Here is a 20706-nt window from a genome sequence, read left to right on the forward strand (position 1 = left end):
AAACCCTGATGTACAGCCGCCCGGACCTGATGCACCGCATCCTCGAGATCAACGCCGACGCGGTGGCCCTGTACCTGAACACCCAAATCGAAGCCGGCGCTCAAGCCGTCATGGTGTTTGACAGCTGGGGCGGCGTGCTGGCCGATGGCGCGTTTCAGCAGTTCAGCTTGGCTTACACCGCCCGGGTGCTGGCCCAGCTCAAAACCGAGCACAACGGCCAGCGCATCCCCAGCCTTGTCTTCACCAAAGGCGGCGGTCTGTGGCTGCCCGAGATGGCGGGCCTGAACTGCGATGTGCTGGGCCTGGACTGGACCATGAACCTGGGCCGTGCCCGCGCGCAAGTGGGCGGCCAGGTGGGCGGACCTGGCAAGGCGCTGCAAGGCAACATCGACCCGAACATCCTGTTTGCACCGCCGGCGCAGATCGCCACCGAAGTGCGCCGCGTGCTCGACAGCTTTGGCACGCCGCACACCGACCGCAGCACCACGGGCCCCACGCACATCTTCAACCTGGGCCACGGCATCAGCCAATACACCCCGCCGGAGCATGTGACCGCGCTGGTCGAGGCGGTGCACAGCCATTCGCGAAAATTACGTGCTGCGCCTTGAAAACCGAAGAATTAAGCTAGCACAGAAACACGCAAAAAATGCGGTTTTTTTGCAAAAATACAAACTTCTCCTATTGACTTATGCACAAAAAAAGGGCGGGCCACTTTTCATGGGCCGTGTATCTCAGCCGCTTTGTTTGTTTTTCGGATGCCGGCTAAGTCATTGATTTTATTGAATTTTACTGGAATGCCCATCTGGTGAGCAATCTGTCAAAGGCCTTGATTTGCAAGGCCTTGGAGGCCTTGGGGACAAGTTTTCAACAAAGTTATCCACAGATTTTCTGGAGCTCGGTCAAAGCACTTTGAAATCAAGCACTTAGGCTCGATTTCGAGACTTCACCTAACTCTCAAAATTTGAAAATCCACGAATAACACCGGAGCATTTGACATTGTCGATTTGGATTGACATCGCCGTTCAGGCCCCTGCGCACAGCCAAGTGGGCGGCTTGTTGACCTACCGCAGCCCTGTTCGGGTGCAAGCGGGTCAACTGGTTCGCGTGCCTTTTGGCCAACGCGAGGTGCTGGGCGTGGTCTGGGCCATTCGCGATCAAGCCCCGCAGGACATGCCCACCGCCAGTGTGCGCGATGTGTTGGGTATCCTGGAGGGCCTGCCACCACTGGATGCACACTGGCGGCAACTGGTGCAGTTCTCAGCCCAGTATTACCAGCGCTCTTTGGGCGAAGTGGCTTTATCGGCCTTGCCCCCGCAATTGCGCGACCTGACGTCCGAGCAGCTGGCGCGTCGCCTGAAAAAACAAAAAACCGAACGCACGGTACAAACAAGCCCAGGCCCAGCCCTCTCGCCCGATCAAATGACGGTGCTGGACCAGATGGCCACGGGCACCGGCCCATTCTTGCTGTTTGGCAGCACGGGCAGCGGCAAAACCGAGGTGTATTTGCAAGCGGTAGAGCGCATGCTGGCCACCGACCCGCAAGCCCAAGCTTTGCTCATGGTGCCCGAGATCAACCTCACACCCCAGCTCGAAGAACGGGTGCAAGCCCGGTTTGGCTCTGAAGCTGTGGTGTCCATGCACAGCGGCATGACGCCCGCCCAGCGATTGAAAGGCTGGCTGGCCGCGCACGCAGGCCACGCCCGCATCGTGTTGGGCACGCGCATGGCCATTTTTGCGTCCATGCCGCACCTGAAACTCATCGTGGTCGACGAAGAACACGACCCCAGCTACAAGCAGCAAGAAGGTGCCCGCTATTCGGCCCGAGACTTGGCGGTGTACCGGGGGCGCCTGCACACTGCACCCGTGTTGTTGGCCTCAGCCACCCCATCTCTGGAAAGCTGGCACCTCAGCCGACCCGCCGAGTCCGAAGATCCGGGGGGGCGCTACCAGCGCTTGCTGATGCCCTCGCGCATCGGTACCGGCCTGTTGCCCAAAGTGCGCAGGGTTGACATGAACAAACAAGCGCGACGGGCCATTTTGTCGACGCAGTTGGTCGCCGCCATCCAAGAACGGGTCGAGCGCGGCGAGCAATGCATGCTGCTGCTCAACCGCCGAGGCTATGCGCCCGTGCTGCACTGCGCCGACTGCGGCTGGAAAAGCGAATGCCAGCACTGCAGCGCCTTCCGGGTGTTCCACAAGATTGACCGCACCCTGCGCTGCCACCACTGCGGCCTGACCGAGCGCGTGCCCCGCGCTTGCCCCGAATGCGGCAATGCCGACATCGCCCCCATCGGCCGGGGCACAGAACAACTCGAGGAACATTTGGGCGAATTGCTGGCGCACGTCTTGCGCCCCGATGGCACGCCCGTGCGCATTGCCCGCATTGACGCTGACACCACGCGCCTCAAAGGCGCCCTCGAGCGCCAATTGTCCCAAGTGCATTCGGGCGAAGTGGATGTGTTGGTGGGCACGCAGATGATCGCCAAAGGACACGACTTCAGGCGCATCACCTTGGTGGCAGCCGTCAACCCCGACACGGCGCTGTTTTCCAGCGACTTTCGGGCGCCTGAACGGCTGTTTTCGCTGCTCATGCAAGCCGCAGGACGGGCAGGGCGCGATGCCGCCCAAAGCGCCACCAGCGAGATGTGGGTGCAGACCTTTCACCCCACACACGCGCTGTTTGAGGCGCTGAAAAAACACGACTACCCGGCTTTTGCCGCCAGTGAGCTGGCAGAGCGCACCGCCGCCGACCTACCCCCCATCAGCCACCAAGCGCTGCTGCGCGCCGATGCCCGCACCCAAGAAGCCGCCCAAGCGTTGTTGAACGCAGCCCGCGAAACCCTGCAAGCGCATTTGAGCGCCGACCCTGCCACAGCGGATTTGGTGTTGCAAGTGAGTGTCTACCCCGCCGTGCCCATGAGCATGCAGCGTGTGGCCGATGTGGAGCGCGCCCAAATGTTGCTGGAAAGTTCCAGCCGCATGGCGCTGCAAAAAATGCTGTGGCACCTGCACAACGTGCTGCACCAAGTGCGCAGCCAGCCCGAACACAAAGGCGTGATCCGCTGGTTGGTGGATGTAGACCCTCAGGCCATTTAAAAGAGTTGGCGCCGTTGAGGCCGTTCAGACAGCCGGGGCCGTGGGGATGGACCCGACCTTGAATGCAGCTTTCGGCAAGTCAACGGGTCAGAGCGTTCGGCGCTTCCAAGCCGCCCAAGCCACCACAACCAGGCACACCGCCCAAAGTGGTCCCAAACCCCAAGCACCCGCCCACCACGCAAAAGGCGTCAGTCCGTTGCGACCTTCAAAGTTGCCTGTCAGGCTGCCACGGGTGAAACGTGGCAATTGCTCGGTGACCTTTCCTGTGTGGTCGATGATGGCCGTGGCCCCGGTGTTGGTGGCCCGCAGCATGGGGCGGCCCAACTCGATGGCCCGCAGCCGCGAAATGCTCAGGTGTTGATCGACCGCCAAGGTGTCGCCAAACCAAGCGATGTTGCTCACATTCACCAAGGCGGTGGGGGCGGTGGCCGGGTCTGTGAACCGCATGGCCAATTCTTCGCCAAACAAATCCTCGTAACAAACATTGGGCGCTAAACGCTGGCCTTGCCAAGCCAAGGAGGGCTGACGCCAGCCGCCCGATTTGAACTCGCCCAAAGGGATGTTCATCATGCGGATGAACCCGACAAAACCCGGCGGCATGAACTCGCCAAAAGGCACCAAGTGCGATTTGTCATAACGGTAAGGCGCCAGGCCTTCAGGTCCGATGGCCACCACCGAATTGGCGTAGCCCTCTGACAAACTGCCCAAAGGCGCTCCCACCAAAGCCATGGGCCGCCCCGGCTGGGCAAAATGCTGCTGCAAGCCTGACCAATAGCCTTCCGGCAAATGCTGGGGCAACAAAGGAATGGCTGTCTCAGGGGCCACCACCAAGGGCTGGCGGCTGGCACGCAACTGTTCGTCGTACCACTGCAGCGCATCGCGCACACCCCGGTCCGATTGAAACTTGTCGGTTTGCGAAATATTGGCCTGCAGCAACTGCACCTGCCCCTGCCCGGCTGAAGTGGTGAAAGTCGGACCCCATGCCTGCAAGCCCCAAGACGCCAACAAAATCCCCAGCCAAGGTTTGAGCGCCCGCAGACGCCAACCCGCCAACGCCAAGCGCATGGCCAGCCATGCCGCCAAAGCACCCACACCGTAAACGCCCAGCCAAGGGGCCCAGACCACCAGCACGCCATCCACATGGGCGTAACCACCAGCCCCCCAAGGAAAGCCCGTGAACCAGCGCCCGCGCATCAACTCGGCCAAAGTCCACAAGGCGGCAAACAAAACGCTGGCCAAGCCTGGCCGCTGCGCCACCCAGCCCCGCGCCAAACCCACCCAAACCGCCGAAGCCGCCGCGTAATAAAGCGCCAAGGCGCCAGCCAAGGCCAGCACCGCCAAGACCGCCAAAGGCGCAGGCAAACCGCCCACATGGTGCATGGACACGTACAGCCACCAAAAACTGCCTGCCAGCCAGGCCGTAGCAAACACGCCGCCCACCCAAGCGGCGCGCTTGACGGGACTGGGTCCCGCAAAAGGGCCTGCGGCGGATTGCCGCGCCATTTGGGCCAAACCCGCCGCCAACAAGACCAGGCTCAGCACCTGCAACCAACCCAAGGCTTGCCCACTGCCCGGCCATGCGATCGACAGCGCCTGCGCAGCCCCTGCAAATGCCGGCCACAGCAAGGGCCAGGCTCTGCCGCGCATGGGCGCAGCGTTCATGCCGTCGGTCCTGGCTTCACCGTCGGCACGGGTGCCAAAGGCGTCACTGGCGACACCTTGAACCAACGCACCACCCCAGCCCGCGTGTGCAAGACCACGAAACGCAGACCGGCCAATTCATAGGTCTCGCCGCGGTGCGGCACATGGCCCATCTCATGCGCAATCAGCCCCCCTAGCGTGTCGAAATCATGGTCGTCTTCGCCCTGCCGCGCTTGCTTGAGATCCACACCAAAGGCCTCGCTCACGCGCTCCAGCGCGGTGTCGCCACTGACCCGGAAACTGCGATCGGGCAGGCCAAAAATATCCCCCGCATCGTCGGCAATGTCGAACTCGTCCTCGATCTCCCCAACGATCTGCTCCAACACATCCTCGATGGTGATCAGGCCCGCAGTGCGGCCGTACTCGTCGATGACGATGGCCAAGTGGTTGCGGTTATCGCGAAACTGCCGCAGCAAATCGTTCAGGCCTTTGCTTTCGGGGATGAACACAGCAGGCCGCAAGAGGGCGCGGATGTTCAGCTCTGGCGCGCGCTGCAACTTGAGCAGGTCTTTGGCCAGCAAGATGCCGATCACGTTTTCTCGCTCGCCTTCGTACACCGGAAATCGCGAGTGCGCCGTATCAATGACTTGGTGCATCAACTGATCCACGGGGTCTTCAATGTTCAACAGATCCATACGGGGCGCTGCCACCATGACATCGCCAGCGGTCATGTCGGCCATGCGGATCACGCCTTCGATCATCAAACGGCTTTCGGTGTTGATGATCTGGTTGTCCTCGGCCTCGGCCAAGGTCTCGATCAGCTCGGCCGCAGAGTCGGGGCCAGGGTGGATGAACTCTGCCAGTTTTTGCAGAAAACTCCGTTTGTCTTCGCGCTCGGCTGTGCGCGCGGGGTAAGGGTCAGACACGGTCTAGGCTTGCAGGACATGCGGTTGTGGCGGAACACCAAGGATAGCGGAATCGCATGACACCCGGGCATCAGGGTCCACGCGCCGCATCACGCGCATCGCGGACCCCTTGGCGAATCTCTTGCACCGTGGCCAGCCAAGCTCGGAACTGTTGCGCTTGCATTTTGAGCTGGTAATCCACTTCGGCCATCTGTTCTTGCACCAAACCACTGATTTGGCTGTCCAAGGTGGCCTGGGGCAAGGCCAAATAAGCTTCGGTCTCGCTGCCGTCGCGCTGCACCGACGCGCCCGCTTGGCGCGCGATCTTGAGCATGGCCACGTTCTCGCTCAGGGCGTGGATGAACAGCAGGCTGACCCCTTGGTTGCGCGCGTGCATCACCGCATGGCCAAACAGCGTGGCCCCCCAACCTTTGCCGCGTTGATGAGGTGACACCGAGACCCCAAACTCGGCGCAAGTGGCCCATTGCGGATCCACCGAATAGGCCAAATGGGCCATGGCCACCAGCTCCAAGCGCCGATTGAACACGCCGAAAATTTCATCCCGGTCAAAGTTCAAACCGGCCACGTAGCGGCCAATCTGCTCGTCGGTCGCGACATAGCCAAAGCGCAGGTAGCGGTCTTGCGCGGGCAACGCCACCAAATGCCTTTCAATGCGCGGTTGATGCCGGGGCGACAAAGAGCGGATGGGCACCCAAGGCAAAGCTTTGCGGGGCTTTGCGCTGACAGGCTTGGCCAAGGCAACGGACCCAACCCAACGCTGCCATCGGGTGCGGAGCCATCGACGCCAACCCAAAGAACGGAGATTTCGAGGTTCGTTCATGTGATCCCTAGGGTTTCTACTTATTTTGCACCCATTGCGGCGGCCTCGCCTCTTTCAGGTTTTGTCGCATCTGAGACCTGCATCACTGACACTGGGGAATTGCCCGATACCGGACAGCCTTCAAGCTGGTCACAATGGCCGACTATCAGGAGAGATGCGCATGGATCGTTTTTGGCTAAAGAATTACCCCGCCGGTGTGCCCCACGACATCGACACAGAACAATACAAAAGCCTGACTGATTTGATGGAAAGGGCCTTCCGCGAACACGGCGACAACCCATTCTCGGTCTGCATGAACCGCTGGATGAGCTACAAACAGCTCGACGAGTTATCGACTGCACTGGGCGCATGGCTGCAAAACAAAGGGCTTGAGCCCGGCAGCCGGGTGGCCATCATGCTGCCCAACCTGCCGCAATTTGCCGTCACCATGGCCGCCATCTTGCGGGCAGGCTACACCTGCGTGAACGTCAACCCGCTTTACACACCGCGCGAACTCGAACACCAACTCAAGGACTCCGGCGCCAGCGCCATCGTCATCCTCGAGAACTTTGCGGCCACTTTGCAAGAAGTGATTGAACGCACCGCGGTCCAACACGTGGTGCTGGCCTCCATTGGTGATTTGCTGGGGCCCATCAATGGCCGCTGGCTGACTTTTGCAGTGCGTCACTTGGCCAAAATGGTGCCGCCTTTTGAGCTGCCCTTGGCCAACGGTCGCACGGTCACCCCCTTCAAAAAGGCCATCGGCCAAGGCCGCGGCCTGAACTTGCGCCCCACTGCGCAAACCATGGACGACATCGCGTTTTTGCAATACACGGGGGGCACCACCGGCTTATCAAAAGGTGCCGTGCTCACCCACCGCAACATTGTGGCGGCCATGTTGCAAGCCGAAGGCTGGTTTTCGCCGGCTTTGGTCGATGTGCCCGACCTGCGCAAAGTGAACAACATCGCAGCTTTGCCGCTGTACCACATCTTCGCGTTGACGCTGTGTTTGCTGGCCATCCGCCAAGGCTCTTACCTCACCCTGGTGCCCAACCCGCGTGACTTCGCCAAGTTCATTGAAGTGCTCAAGCAGCGTCCATTTCATGTGATGCCCGGGGTGAACACCCTGTTCAACGCATTGATGCAGCACCCGATGTTCAAGTCGATCGACTTCTCATCACTCAAACTCACGCAAGCGGGCGGCATGGCCGCTTCCGAAGGCACCGCCCGCAACTGGCAAAACGCCACAGGCAGCGCCATGATCGAAGGCTGGGGCATGAGCGAGACCTGCGCCATTGGCACCAACAACCCGGTGACGCAAAAAACCTTCAGTGGCAACATCGGCCTGCCCCTGCCGGGCATCGACATCGCCATCAAAGACGACGACGGTCAAAGTCTGCCGGTGGGCAGCTCGGGTGAAATCTGCATCCGTGGCCCCAACGTCATGACCGGCTACTTCAACCAGCCAGCCGAAAACGCCAAAACCTTCACCGCCGATGGCTTCATGCGCACCGGCGACATCGGCATCATGGACGAACAAGGATTCACCCGCATCGTGGACCGCAAAAAGGACATGATCATTGTCAGCGGCTTCAACGTCTTCCCGAGCGAGCTGGAAAACCTCATCTCAACCTGCCCCGGTGTGGTCGAATGCGCTGCAGTGGGCATCCCCGACACCATGCAGGGCGAAACCATCAAAGTGTTTGTGGTCCGCAACGACGCGATGCTGACCGAAGAAGCCGTGGCCCGTTTCTGTCAGGAAAACCTGACCGGTTACAAGCGCCCCAAGTACATTGAGTTCCGCGATGAACTGCCCAAGTCCAACGTCGGCAAAATCTTGCGCCGCGAACTGCGCACCAGCAAATAAGGCATGAGCAACGCCAGCCTGCTGCCTTCGGGCGTGACCGTGCTCGAACGCGGCTGGCTGTCGGCCAACAACGTCCTGCTGCAAGGCGCTGACAGCGCCACCTTGGTCGACAGCGGTTATGTGAAACACCAAGCGCAGACACTGGCGCTGGTGCAACACGCCTTGCAGGGCCGCCCGCTTGATCTGTTGGTCAACACCCACCTGCACAGCGACCACTGCGGCGGCAACCATGCGCTGCAAATGCATTACCCCGAGCTGCACACCTGGATCCCACCGGGGCTGGCGCAAGCGGTACAGCATTGGAGCGAAGACGCGCTCAGCTACAAACCCACGGGGCAAAACTGCCCGGCATTTCGCTTCAACGGCTTGCTGCAACCGGGCAGCACCCACCGCTGGGGCCACATGGACTGGCAAGTGCACGCCGCGCCCGGGCACGACCCGCACTCGGTCATTCTGTTTGCCCCCGAGCACCGCCTGCTGATGTCGGCCGATGCCCTGTGGCAAAACGGCTTTGGCGTGGTGTTTCCGGAGCTCGAAGGCGTAGACGCCTTTGATGAAGTGGCGCAAACGCTGGACCTGATCGAACGCCTGAACCCCGCCACCATCATCCCTGGCCACGGGTCGGTGTTCACCGAACTGGCCCCGGCCTTGGCCTTGGCCCGCAGCAAGCTCAATGGCTTTGCCCAAAACCCAGAACGGCACGCCCGCTATGGCGCCAAAGTGCTGCTCAAGTTCAAACTGCTGGAATGGGGCCAGATCTCCAAAGCAGAATTCAGCGATTGGGCCACCCAAGTCCCCTATCTGCACAGCCTGCACCAACGCTTTGGCCAAGACCTGACTCTGGCGACTTGGCTCAACATGATGTTGGCCGAACTGGAACGCAGTGGCGCCGTACAGCTTGAGGGTGAGATGCTGTTGGACGCTTGAAAGCACTGAACCTGAAACTGAGCCCAAATAAAAACCCCACAGCCTCTTGCGAAACTGTGGGGTGTATCTGGTGGCCTGGACTGGAATCGAACCAGTGACACGCGGATTTTCAACGCTGTATTGAAAACTAAAGATATATATTTTTCAAAGTTCAACAGCGGCCAGGCCAGAGTGGTGTGCACGTTTTGTGCGATTGTAGACGCTAGTGCAAAGTGGCCACCGTTACGAATAACAGCGCTCACGGCCCAGCCACTACACAACACTTGAATGTCGTTTAACACGACACTTCACCGCTGAAAACCAGCACGCAGCTTGTTCGACGCTACATCAATCGCAGCATCTAACTCACCAGCCAAGACCGCAGCTTTGATGACCTCCAGCGTGGGCACAAGCTCTTTCTCGCTGGCGAGTTCCACGGCGTATTTGCCCTTTGCAAGTTCCAGCAGCTTTGCCCCATACCGCACGCTCAGTGCCAGCTTGCCATTGTCGGCAGTGAACCACCATTGTTTGACCCGCTTGTTAACTTCCACTTGCTTGCGCAGTCCAGTTTCAGGGTCGGCAATACTGCGGAACTTGGTTGGCGAAAAATGGGTGCCTGCTTGCTGTGCCTTGGCAAGCTCTGCTTGCTCCCACAATCGAGAGGCCAATTTGTTGCGCCGCACTTGGACTGCGGGCATATGAGTGGGTTTGATTGCTGCGCTCAGCTTGAGAGTTGCGAGGGTTGCCATATGCATTGCCTTTCAGTTGTAATTAATGCATAGACAACTTTAAGTTCAGCCACCAACAACGAGCAACCGAAGTCCATTCAGTTTGGCGGGGCGTTCTAGTGACGTTTCAGAACGACAACTGCACTAGCTAGCGCTGTCACCACGCTTGCCACTTCTAGCGTCGTTATTCGGGACGCTGCACACGCCTAGTGAGGGTTGGTAGCAGCTATCAGACTCTGAAAGAGTCGATAGGTCCTGAGCGACCGAATACTACCTTGTTCAGCGTTATCTACTGAGTTGATCACGAGAATCGTTTTTGTATCGCGATCAATGCCGATGTACTGCCCATACACGCCCTGCATAAAGTACCGCCCCGGCTTCTCGCGTAGCCAAAACTGATAGCCATAGCCTGTCGCCATTTGGGCTTGGTTGTACTTGAAGCCCTCTGGTTGGCGTTCAACATTGGTGGCTTGGTCAATGTATTCAGCTGACAGCACACGCTTGCCGTTGATTTCGCCCATATTGGCAAGCATCATTGCAACCTTCGCGTAGTCAGATTGAGTAGCATTGAAGAAAGCGTGACCAAGCTCAAGGCCTTCACTGTCAGTGCCCCAAAAAGCATCCTGCTCTGCACCGAGTGGCTCCCACAACTTTTCCTGCATATAGTTACAAATGCTCTTACCAGTTGCGCCACGCAATACTTCAGCAAGCACACCAGTCTCGACACTGGCGTAGTTAAATTTTTTGCCTTCGTCAGAGATGCCACGCTGCATATTGTTGAGCGTCCTGATTACACTGGGATTGCCCCCCATTCGTACGCCCTGTTCGTAATAGTAAATATCATTTTTACCAGTGTAGGTCTCATTGAATTGGATGCCTGAGGACATACGCAGCAACGAACGAATTGAGACCTTGCTGTAACTGGACACGTTGATACGACTTGTGTACCGGGAGACTGGGTCATCTAGGCTCTTGATCAATCCCTCATCCAATGCAGCGCCAATCAAAATGCTGATCATCGACTTTGCCATCGAAAACGATGTGAATAGGTCCGTTTCTCGGCGCTCGCTGCGGTAGTGCTGATCGATGATCTTGCCGTCACGCACCACCATCAAGCCCATCACATTGTTTTTGTCGATGTGCTCTTTCAGGCTGTAGTTGAAAACTGCTTCATATTTCACGCTGGACAAGTCACGCGGACTGCGCAGTAACGGCATTGGAGAGGATGACTTCCACACTTTGCAGCTTGGCATTGCTTCTGCCATATGCGTGAAAAGCCCAACCTTGTGTGGTGTCGTCGTATCTGAAGAATTTGGAACCAAATAACGCTTATCTCGTTCTTCGTGTTCGATGAACTGGGCGCTTGCCAAATTTGCAACGAATGTAAACAGCAAACATATTAATTTTTTTAAAATCATAAAATATAATTTATTATGGATTAGTCGCTTTAATCAGGCTATCGAAAAGCCTTCTTGATCTTAGTGTTCGCATTCCATTAACACGTACAGGGTCTGCTGTATGGACAACAAGTACGGATTTTGAATCACGATCAACAAATACATATTGGCCATATGATCCGACCATAGCGTAACGACCGGTACTTTTTTGCAGCCAAAATTGGTATCCATATCCTGATAACTTGTCTGCCTGATCGTACTTAAACCCTTCAGGCTGCCTCTCCACATTTGTCGCCTGATCAATGTACTCTGCCGATAACACACGCCGACCGTTAATTTCCCCCATATTGGCAAGCATCACAGCTACTTTGGCATAGTCAAGTTGCGTTGCATTAAATCCAGAGTGACCTAAAACATTACCTTCGCTATCTGTTTCCCAAAAAGCGTCTGACTCTGCACCGATTGGTCCCCAAAGTTTTTCTTGTGTATATTGACAGATACTTTTACCAGTTGCACCACGTATGACTTCGGCAAGTACTGCAGTTTCAATGCTAGCGTAATTGAATTTCTTTCCTTCATTAAAACTGGTGCGTTGCCACTGGTTAAGTGCTTTTGGTACGCTTGAAGTTGAATTTTTACGTAGTGATTCGTCAAATTCAGTGCTATCGCCTTTGGCCGTATTCGGCTCAGTAAATGGGATGCCGGAAGCCATCCGAAGCAATGAACGAATTTTTATCTTACTGTAACTGGATTGATTTATTCTATCTGTATATTTTGAAACTGGATCTTCAAGACTTGCAATCGCCCCTTCATCAAGTGCGATGCCTATTAAAATGCTAGTTATTGACTTGCCAGATGAAAAGGATGCGAATAAGTCATCAGCTCGGCGTTCATATTGGTAATGCTGGTCAATAACTTTGCCATCTCGCACAAACGCAAGACCCATTACGTTATTTTTTTCGAGATGCTCTTTTAATGTGTAATTGAAAATTAACTCGTATTTTGTATTCGATAAGTCACGTGGGGCACTCGGCAATGGCACAGGCGCAGATGATTTGGCAACTTTGCAAGTTGGCGTTATCTCAGCCATATGCGTAAACATTCCAACTTGGTTGGTCGTGCCTCGAACAAACGAAGCAGGTATCGGGTAGCGCTTATCTCGTTCTTCGTGCTCGATGAACTGAGCGCTTGCCAGATTTGCGAAAAGCAAAAGCAACAAACCGAGCGACTGTTTCATACTCATTCTTTAGCTGGAGGGGTTGTGTCAGTGTACGTTCTTAACTCGGCTCGCGCTGCTGCTCTTGCTACACCCACAAACAATAGTGAGAGCTGATCAACCTGCACCAATTCCCGCCAAGCTGATCTGAGCCTTCTTCAGCTTCTGCCGTTCGCGTTCTGCCTTTAGGTTGTTGGCCGCCGTGTCCTTTTGGCGCTTGAGTCCGTCAATTCGTGATTGCTCAGGTGTTGTCGGTGCGATAGGTTTGACACCCGTAATTTCGTTGATCTTCATACCGCCATCCTCAACCAATCAGCACGGGTAGTGCTGTGTAATGATCGCCATCATTGCGCATCTGTACAGCAGCAACGGCTTTGATGATCATTCGTCGCACCGCCATATTTACTGAATTGATGTGTTGCATTCGATCTGCAATTTCTTCCGTAATTGTGATCAATGCCTGCTTTATCTCACTGCAGGGTGTGTGTGTCTGTTTGTATGTCAGCACCTCAGCTAGGTGTATGAGTGCATTTGTTGATAGGTCAAGGTTTTGCGCAATGATGCTGCCGTAATAACCTTCACTTTTTCCGCAGTACCTACTGAATCGACGTACTGTCATATCTGGAATGGCTTTTTGAGTTAGCTTATATATATCTTTTGTTGAAGTCATAGTATCCCCTTTGTATTTTTATACTTCTGCTTGCTAGTGCAAGCGCAATTACGTTTTTCTATCGAAAAACTTATTGCAATTTTTAATCTGATTTAAATCTAGAAAGACCTTAATTACCTTTTTTAATTTATTTAATGTAGAGCTGATTCACTAGGAAGCGCAGATTCCACGCCTGCTACGGCGCGTGGATCGAATATTCACTGAGGTATTCTTGATCTACATATACACAACTTTATTACAAGAAAGGTCGGTTTTGCTATTGCCTTTTACGTGCGTCCATAACGCAAACAAAGAGTGCCTATGTAGCAGCAGTCTCTTTGCTTTGTGGGTTACTTACAATGCAAGGTGCATTGCAGCGTGGTTTTCCCACTCACTTTAACTATTGAGCTATTTTCAGCTCATTCCTACGAAACCAAGTTATTGCAAACGTTATTTCATTTCTAAAGTCGTTTAATGCATCCTGCCATCAGCAGGTTAGTGCAATACCCCAGCGCAACAAGCTACGCTTTCTTTACCGTCACACATCAGAACGGATTTAGCAGCACAATTCAATCGGCGTGCAACCTTAAATCTTGTTTGTATAAACTATTTATGCCGCAGCCAGTTTATTTGCTTCATATGTGCGTTTTTTAGTGGCATCGAATATCAAAGTAGCAGGTCTTAAGAAAAGGGGTTTACAAGGCATTTAAAGCTGCAGCCTAATGCGACCCGCCAAAGAATATAACTATATTCTTTATCGCCATTGATTTCATTGAAGAAATTGCGCCTCCTATTTCGGTTGCTCGTTCTCACAAAAGAAAACAAAATTGTGCATCAATTTTTATTTACTTGAAAGAGTTGCACAAATGGCCCAAGCAAAAACATTGACTACAAATGAGTTACGGCAAGTGCTGGACTACACAGCAGACCACTCTTTTGCTATGCGCAATCGGATGATTTTGTTATTTAGTTTTTGGTCTGGAATGCGTGTGGGAGAAATTGCCAGCTTGCGCGTGGCCGATGTGGTTGATGCCGGTGGAAAGGTCAAAGCCGAAATCAAACTTGCACCAGAACAGACAAAGGGCAAGCACGCTCGCACCGTGTTTCTGTCGCAAAAGTTGCGCGATGAGTTGCAGGTCTACTGCGACATTCGGGCAGTGAAGGACCGCAAGCAGGCGTTTTTTCTAACAGCTGGCGGCAAGCCCTTCTCCGCCAATGTAATGACGCAGCACTTTTTCTGGCTGTACAGGAAGGCAGGTGTTGACGGTGCCAGCAGCCACAGTGGCCGCAGAACATTCATCACAACGCTTGCCAGCAAAGGCATTGGCGTGCGCGTGTTGGCTAGTCTCGCAGGCCACCGCAGCATTGCAGTGACCCAATGCTACATAGACGTAAACGACGATATGAAACGAAATGCCGTGGAACTGGTTTAAGCGTCAAGCCTGACCGCAGCAGCAATCATTCAATCGCATCCGTGTCGACCTCTTCCTGTCCAGGTGGTTTGATACAAGGAAAGATGCCAGCTTCTGCGTTCTCAATCAACAACCGTGCCTGACGCATCAAGCGGCTAACTTCTATGCCATAGCGAACCCGTTTTTGTTCATCGGTCATAGGCTTGCCTGTTTTACTTCGGAGTTGGAACTCAATGTCCAGTTCTGTTTTGAGCGCAATGCGATACAGCGAAAAGTTTGGAAATTTCACTCTGCATTCATAGACCGCCAACATCCGGCGCACCGTGTCCATTTGCATCTTGGACGAGTTCAACTTGCGAATGGCCGTGCTGACCTTACGAGGCACTACCGGCTCACGCTCTACATAGGCCTCATCCAAGAGTTTGTTGATCTGCCGGATCACAGTGCTCCGCCTCAATGTCAACGGCACCTCCAGCACGACCCTGTCCTTCATATTCTGGATATGCGAAAGTTCATTTAACTTGGAATGCATTTCGACCTTGGGTACTGGCCGGCGCTCTGCAAACAATTTGCGCCCAGTAGTCATCCACCAAGTTGGAAATGAAGTCCTGACATCCCCAAAGTCTTCGTACAGGTGCCGAAGCGAGTGCACCCCTTCCGCTTCACAGCAGTCCATATAGCGGCCACTGTTTTGAAGTGTGCGAAACCACAAGTTGTACCAGCTGTTTTTCGCTTTGGTCAGTTCTTGCTGCAATTCCGAGTTGCCAGAACCGCCGAGGCGTGGCCGGTTGTGGCGGATACCCAGCTCTTTGTGCTGCAAAAGGTCGTCGTCTTGTTCCATTTGGAACAAATATACACGAATCAATATTTATTTTTGCATTTTTCTTTATTTGTACATCACACAAAACTCATACAAGATCATATAAATCGATAACTACTAGCACAAATATTTGTACTGTTTTGATATTTTGTCAAATAAATTATAATTTCATACAATGAAAGCACTTAGACGCAATAACGCTTTTAAGTAGACCTTAGCGCCGAAAGCGCAAAGTTCTTTTAGTTCAATTGCATTCACTTATAAGGAATCACAATGCAAAATACCATCACTCAAACTACCACCGCTACCACCGCTACCACTGCAAGCAATGTCGTTTCAAACGACAAATCAAAACAAGTCGCACACATCACCGCGGCTATCGAAAACTTGGTCGCACAGCGCGAACAATGGCAGCAAAATGCCTTCCGTACCAGCAACGATCAGTTGTACTCGCTGCTGCAAAGCTGCTACTCGCTGTACAAATCAATGGAAGGCACTGACACAGGCGCCAAGGCAATGCGCGATCAGCTCAAGGCCTACATCGACAGCAAGGGATACACCTTCAAGAAAACTACCCACACGATTGCCAAACTGATCAAGTGCGTTTTTGGCGTGGAAGAACGTCGCCGCATCAGCACTTACACCCTCGTGTTGCGTTCTGCATTGGCACGCAAAACAGGCGTCTTGGAGGTTGTGAACTTCATTCGCAACGAAGGCGGCATTGAGGAAATCCGTTTGGCGAAGTCACCAACTGCTTTGAGCACCAAGCAAAAAGCGCAAGTGGCCTCAAATTCCGTCTCTGCTCGCTCGCTTGCCTCTGTCAGCAGTGATGCATTGGGCACGATGTTGGATGCAGGCAAAGTGGGTAGCAACACACTGCTGATTGGAACTTGGCAAGCAGACGGCAGCATCGTTGTGCGCGCAGTGGTTAACAGCGATACCGCAATGAACGCAGCACTCGCCAGTCAGTACTCGGTCATCAAAGCGTCTGAAAAAGAACAGGCTGCGGCCAATGACGCGGCCATCATCAGTAATGCAAAGAAGCAAGCAATAGCCGCAGCGGTAGCCTCAGCGACCGTCACTGCTTGAACCAAGTCGGAGCATCTTAGTGATGCCCTTCTCTTACCAATAACCATTTAATAGAGAGCCCAATATATGTTTAAAGATTTTGAAAAGCACTTTTCCCCAAAAATAATTGACGATATCGTTTTCTCAGACGACGACACTCGCGAACTGATTGATGATCTTGTAACGGGAACTAGACCTTTCCCTGTTACTGAAGGCAAGTGCGGAATTTTGCTTTACGGTGTCCCGGGCACCGGTAAAAGTGCACTCGCCAAGCTGCTGCCTAATGCAATTGAACAGGCACGAAGTGGAAGTGACGTTACTGCTTCCACGTATATTCGTGTTCAGAGTGGCAGTAATGGAATGATGACGATAAGAAACTTGCAAGAACGAGCAAAGCATTTACCGTGGGACACATACAACTACTTTGTCCTTGATGAAGTCGACAACCTGACTTCAGATGCTATGCTCACGCTCAAGTCAACAATGAACTATTCGCATACGCTCTGGGTAATGACCACAAATTATTTTGAAAAAATTGACTCCTCTGTCAGAGATCGCTGTCATTGCATTTCCTTCAATGCGGCGCCAGCTGAACGCTGGCGCCCGCTGGCTCGTCGAATTCTTCAGCACGCCAACATCAACGGCATAACTGATGCAGAACTTGAGGCAGTAATCACTCCCTGCAACGGCAGCGCAAGAAATATCACAGATGCCATAGTTGATCTTGCCATCAGGGCGTATAGGACACACGCCAAAAATTTGCTGGAAACTTAGCCTATGAGATTTAAAATACTAATATGCCCTACACGCTGCCGTTTTAAATTCCGTTTGCGATACGGTTAAACGGGCTTCTACGATGCAGCTGTAGGGCGTTTCCAACGCTGCCCACGCCCGATATTCTAACTCCGCCACCAGTTAGAGTAAATCTTGTAAGTCAGTCTCCATCTGAGTTATGGCTTTTATTCCTGTTCACCCACTACCACCATCTAATCAATCACAATAATTGCCAAAGATAATGAACCCATCGTAAGGACTTTTAGCAAACCAACCCGGCCTGCAAGATTTAAGTTTATTGAATTTTGATCCACCGTAAAGCGGCAACAAAGGGAACAGGACTCCAAATACCTTATCGCAAATACTCATAGATTTGCCAGCAAACAACACACCCCATCCGCCAGCAATGTAAATGTAGCTTTATAAAAGCAAAACGGTCAGCGACGCCGAATTTTTTGACCCATTAAAATTTAAAAATTCTAATTTTTACTCAACTCGTATCTATTTGGCGGTATCCAATCAACTATTTTCTCGTGTATTTCCGTAAGAGATTTTGTATCCTGCTCTAAATCTTTTATTTGTAAAAATATATCCTTAGCTTTATAGGCGGCTGTCATACCAATCTCATAGCGCATACCATCTCCATCATTTGACTCATAAACGGCAATCGAAAAACCATTGTGCGCTACGATGTTTCTTCTTTTAGCAATATAGTTGATTTCCGAAAAAGCTTCCTTGATTATCTGAAATGATTCAGCGTTCCAATCTTTCAAAGCAGCTTCCGCCAAATCTGCAACTTTGATAAAATTTAAAGTACGAAGCACTTCGAACTGAGAGGGCAAACAACTAAGTCTTACGACTTCCTTTACTGCCGATTCAATGTGCCCGAACTCAATGATAAAGTTTCCAACAACTGGTGCCCATTGATCTCTCAGTTGCTTAGGTACGAAATCCATCAATTACCCTACCTCATTGTTTCTTCCAAAATATTTAGGAAGATACTTGGTAAGTATCCAACCCCAAAAGAGTCCCCCAGCGAGCACTTGTACGATTGCGTACACAACTGACTCAGTGGAAAACCCATAAGTATCGGCGCTGCGAAATGCTTGTACTGCCGAAATCAGTGAAGCCAAAATGAAAGCACGAGGACTTATCCATTTGGGTAAATACTTATCCATTTCTGACCTCAACTTTTAGTTTTGAGCGTTGAACAGACAGAGACGAGACTTTCTCAAAACTGCCACTACACACATCATAACCATAGCAGTAAACGCTTATTCACTGTGCCAACCTGTCCGCCGCCATAGTTGCTGTCAACTTGCTGTAGTGCCGCTCAATCATTGCGGCCGAATTGCCCATCTGCTTTGACAGGGTGTGTATGTCGACCTCACCACGAAGCATCTCCATCGTGGCGTAGGTGTGCCGCAATGAATACAAAGTCCTGTTGTCCCCGCTGGCATCCAGCGCCAGCCCACTATCGCGCATCAACCGCCTGAACGTGCCCACAAGACTGTGGGGTTGGTGCCCATCGCTGAATCTGAACAACAGTTTTGGCACCCGCGTTGACAGTGTCGTTTCAAACGGCACATCGCATACATCCTTTTGCCGTGCGTGCAGTCGTTGCAAGACATCTACGGCCCTGTGTTTGGCAATGAGCCAGCGCCCACCGGTTTTGCCATCAACCCATATGCGCAAGTACCTGATGCCCTTGTCGGTGTGCCATTCGATGTCGCGCCAGCGAATGCCCATTGCTTCAGTGCCGTGTCGCATCCCAGTCAGCAAAAGCATTTCCACGTAGTCACGAAGCAAGGGGCGAATCTCGCGCTCCACACTCATCCTGCCCTGCTGGCTCCACGGCTCCATAAATGCCAGCAGTTGTGTGATTTCTTGCTCGCTGAATGCGGGTCGCGTCTTGCTCTTTTCGCCCTTGCTTGTGAGTCTGGGTACGGGCACACGTTCACTGATGAAGCCACGATCTACCGCCGTACCAATCACGCGACTCCAAGCACTTGCAAAATTGTTCAAGGTGCTGGTCTTGGGTGTCCGCGCCAGCCTTCTGTCACGCCACTGCTCAAACCCACGAACATCACTGTGCGTCAATGTCTCAAGTTGGCGCTCGCCAAAGTAGGGCACGAAGTAACGCTCGATGATGCTGGCGTAATCATTCAAGCTGGACTTGGTCTTTTTTAGATCAATCAAGTGCCTGAGTTCATCCAAGCAAATAGCCGCGATCTGTGCAAACGAGTGTGCTTGGTGTGCAAGGCCTAAGCGTTGTCGGTATCTGGACTCGTCATACAGGTCACACGCGGCCGCAATGGCGTGTTCAAGACTGGCCTTGCCAGTTGTTCGGCGATGCCAAGTGCCATCAGCAAGTCGGTAACGGCATTGATACAGCAGGCTGCGGCTTCGCCTGTAAAGCACCAAATCACCGTCACGCAAATAGACGCTTTGTGGCTGTGTGCTGGCTAGGCTGGTGAACAGCCTGCGAAGGCCTCGGCCAGAACTTTGATGTGTGTTGGACTCATTCATTTGAACAAGTCCCGTAGCGTGGCAGCAGAGTGATGCCAGCGTAAGCGTCGATGGAATTGACGCCCCAGAATGAGAAAAACCGCCGTTCTACAGAGTAAAACGGCGGTTCTAATTGGTGGCCTGGACTGGAATCGAACCAGTGACACGCGGATTTTCAACGCAGTCGGCTGGTAATTTTTCCTTCAAAATCAAGAACTTACACTTGAAAAGTAGCTCCGTGTAATAAACCGTGCAATTGAATTTTTCGGACCCAAAAATAGCGAGAGCGTGTTTATAGAGCAGACGCCACCCAGTTTCCATCTTTGTTTCTCTTGACCAGCATAAATCTACTGGCGTACCCACTTAGTACATCCATGTCGAATTCGTACTTCTGTCCATCAACGATGACGTAGCGGATGTCTTTTTCCATTCCGTTGAGCAACCCAAGCTCGTAGGTTGCTTGTGAAATTTGAGAAACGACATCAAGATCAACCAAGCCAAATTCGATGTCTTCCAGAGTGACGTCTTTGGCAGCACCAAAGCTGCATGCCATCTCGCCCAATTTAACCTCCTCAAACTCCAACACAATCATTTCGTTTTTGTCTATCGGAAAATTTTCCCCAACTGGCTCACAGTTTTCATATCTGGCGATGAGTGTCTTTTCCCTGTCAGAGTCGAATTCTTCATGAAATTCACAGCCCTCAGAAAGGATTCCAATTTCTTCAATCTCCTGGGCCCCCTCTGTCACGATAGTTGTCCGGTCTCTTGAAGAGACAAATTCAATCCACCGAGGGGACGGGAAAGATGGAACTCATGCCAGTCTATGGCCCGCAATTCAAAGAACAGATCGTCAAAAAGATGATGCCGCCTCACAACCAAAGCGTTGCCCAAATCAGCCG

Annotated in this window: 19 protein-coding genes; 7 read left to right on the forward strand and 12 right to left on the reverse strand. The window is 53.1% G+C overall.

The annotated features are described in order from the left end of the window. Both B472_RS16150 and priA read left to right on the forward strand, forming a co-directional pair. Positions 1 to 608, forward strand: a 608-nt coding sequence (locus tag B472_RS16150; RefSeq protein ID WP_019425134.1) for a uroporphyrinogen decarboxylase family protein, incomplete at its 5' end; no start/stop codon positions are given. 382 nt (positions 609 to 990) lie between these two features. Then, complete coding sequence (gene priA / locus B472_RS16155; RefSeq protein WP_019425135.1) at positions 991 to 3096, forward strand: primosomal protein N'; 2106 nt, start codon at positions 991 to 993, stop codon at positions 3094 to 3096. 87 nt (positions 3097 to 3183) lie between these two features. Here priA and lnt read toward each other — a convergent pair whose 3' ends face one another. The 3 genes from lnt to B472_RS16170 all read right to left on the reverse strand — a co-directional run bounded on the left by lnt (position 3184) and on the right by B472_RS16170 (position 6399). Then, positions 3184 to 4758, reverse strand: coding sequence for an apolipoprotein N-acyltransferase (gene lnt / locus B472_RS16160; protein ID WP_019425136.1), 1575 nt, complete (start codon positions 4756 to 4758; stop codon positions 3184 to 3186). After that, positions 4755 to 5663, reverse strand: coding sequence for an HlyC/CorC family transporter (locus tag B472_RS16165; protein WP_019425137.1), 909 nt, complete (start codon positions 5661 to 5663; stop codon positions 4755 to 4757). The genes lnt and B472_RS16165 overlap by 4 nt, the downstream gene beginning before the upstream one ends. A 70-nt stretch (positions 5664 to 5733) precedes the next feature. Then, complete coding sequence (locus B472_RS16170) at positions 5734 to 6399, reverse strand: GNAT family N-acetyltransferase (RefSeq protein WP_019425138.1); 666 nt, start codon at positions 6397 to 6399, stop codon at positions 5734 to 5736. A gap of 244 nt (positions 6400 to 6643) precedes the next feature. On the opposite strand from B472_RS16170, the gene B472_RS16175 reads away from it, so the two are divergent. Both B472_RS16175 and B472_RS16180 read left to right on the forward strand, forming a co-directional pair. After that, the gene (locus B472_RS16175; RefSeq protein WP_026039153.1) at positions 6644 to 8329 is read left to right on the forward strand and encodes an AMP-binding protein; all 1686 of its coding nucleotides are present in this window, start codon (positions 6644 to 6646) and stop codon (positions 8327 to 8329) included. Positions 8330 to 8332: 3 nt separating this feature from the next. After that, positions 8333 to 9256, forward strand: coding sequence for an MBL fold metallo-hydrolase (locus B472_RS16180; protein WP_019425140.1), 924 nt, complete (start codon positions 8333 to 8335; stop codon positions 9254 to 9256). Positions 9257 to 9543: 287 nt separating this feature from the next. Here the strand turns inward: B472_RS16180 and B472_RS16185 are convergent, their stop codons facing one another. The 5 genes from B472_RS16185 to B472_RS17015 all read right to left on the reverse strand — a co-directional run bounded on the left by B472_RS16185 (position 9544) and on the right by B472_RS17015 (position 13246). Continuing rightward, positions 9544 to 9984 (reverse strand): DUF6641 family protein, encoded by a 441-nt coding sequence (locus tag B472_RS16185; protein WP_026039154.1) that lies wholly within the window; start codon positions 9982 to 9984, stop codon positions 9544 to 9546. Between the two features lie 185 nt (positions 9985 to 10169). Next, on the reverse strand, positions 10170 to 11381 hold the full coding sequence (locus tag B472_RS16190; protein ID WP_019425142.1) for a serine hydrolase: 1212 nt from the start codon (positions 11379 to 11381) through the stop codon (positions 10170 to 10172). A gap of 13 nt (positions 11382 to 11394) precedes the next feature. Further along, positions 11395 to 12597: a serine hydrolase gene (locus B472_RS16195; protein WP_157951995.1), complete on the reverse strand. Its 1203-nt coding sequence runs from the start codon at positions 12595 to 12597 to the stop codon at positions 11395 to 11397. A gap of 96 nt (positions 12598 to 12693) precedes the next feature. Further along, entirely contained in the window at positions 12694 to 12870 is a 177-nt protein-coding gene (locus tag B472_RS17270; protein WP_019425145.1) for a hypothetical protein, read from the reverse strand. A 10-nt stretch (positions 12871 to 12880) separates the two neighbouring features. Further along, complete coding sequence (locus B472_RS17015; RefSeq protein WP_133176126.1) at positions 12881 to 13246, reverse strand: hypothetical protein; 366 nt, start codon at positions 13244 to 13246, stop codon at positions 12881 to 12883. Positions 13247 to 14091: 845 nt separating this feature from the next. On the opposite strand from B472_RS17015, the gene B472_RS16200 reads away from it, so the two are divergent. After that, positions 14092 to 14658, forward strand: a complete 567-nt coding sequence (locus B472_RS16200; RefSeq protein ID WP_026039156.1) for a tyrosine-type recombinase/integrase — start codon at positions 14092 to 14094, stop codon at positions 14656 to 14658. A 25-nt stretch (positions 14659 to 14683) separates the two neighbouring features. Here B472_RS16200 and B472_RS16205 read toward each other — a convergent pair whose 3' ends face one another. Further along, positions 14684 to 15478 (reverse strand): hypothetical protein, encoded by a 795-nt coding sequence (locus B472_RS16205; RefSeq protein ID WP_019425147.1) that lies wholly within the window; start codon positions 15476 to 15478, stop codon positions 14684 to 14686. Between the two features lie 252 nt (positions 15479 to 15730). Between B472_RS16205 and B472_RS16210 the strand changes: the two genes are divergently transcribed. Further along, positions 15731 to 16546: a hypothetical protein gene (locus tag B472_RS16210; protein ID WP_019425148.1), complete on the forward strand. Its 816-nt coding sequence runs from the start codon at positions 15731 to 15733 to the stop codon at positions 16544 to 16546. 66 nt (positions 16547 to 16612) lie between these two features. Next, on the forward strand, positions 16613 to 17299 hold the full coding sequence (locus tag B472_RS16215) for an ATP-binding protein (protein WP_019425149.1): 687 nt from the start codon (positions 16613 to 16615) through the stop codon (positions 17297 to 17299). 479 nt (positions 17300 to 17778) lie between these two features. Here the strand turns inward: B472_RS16215 and B472_RS16220 are convergent, their stop codons facing one another. The 3 genes from B472_RS16220 to B472_RS16230 form a co-directional block, all read right to left on the reverse strand. Then, on the reverse strand, positions 17779 to 18255 hold the full coding sequence (locus tag B472_RS16220; protein ID WP_019425150.1) for a hypothetical protein: 477 nt from the start codon (positions 18253 to 18255) through the stop codon (positions 17779 to 17781). Positions 18256 to 18577: 322 nt separating this feature from the next. Further along, the gene (locus B472_RS16225) at positions 18578 to 19432 is read right to left on the reverse strand and encodes a tyrosine-type recombinase/integrase (protein ID WP_238147468.1); all 855 of its coding nucleotides are present in this window, start codon (positions 19430 to 19432) and stop codon (positions 18578 to 18580) included. A gap of 667 nt (positions 19433 to 20099) precedes the next feature. Continuing rightward, the gene (locus tag B472_RS16230; RefSeq protein WP_019425152.1) at positions 20100 to 20555 is read right to left on the reverse strand and encodes a hypothetical protein; all 456 of its coding nucleotides are present in this window, start codon (positions 20553 to 20555) and stop codon (positions 20100 to 20102) included. Positions 20556 to 20706: the final 151 nt, after the last annotated feature.

Origin of the sequence: Limnohabitans sp. Rim28 (assembly GCF_000293865.2) — a bacterium.
Lineage (GTDB): Bacteria > Pseudomonadota > Gammaproteobacteria > Burkholderiales > Burkholderiaceae_C > Limnohabitans_A.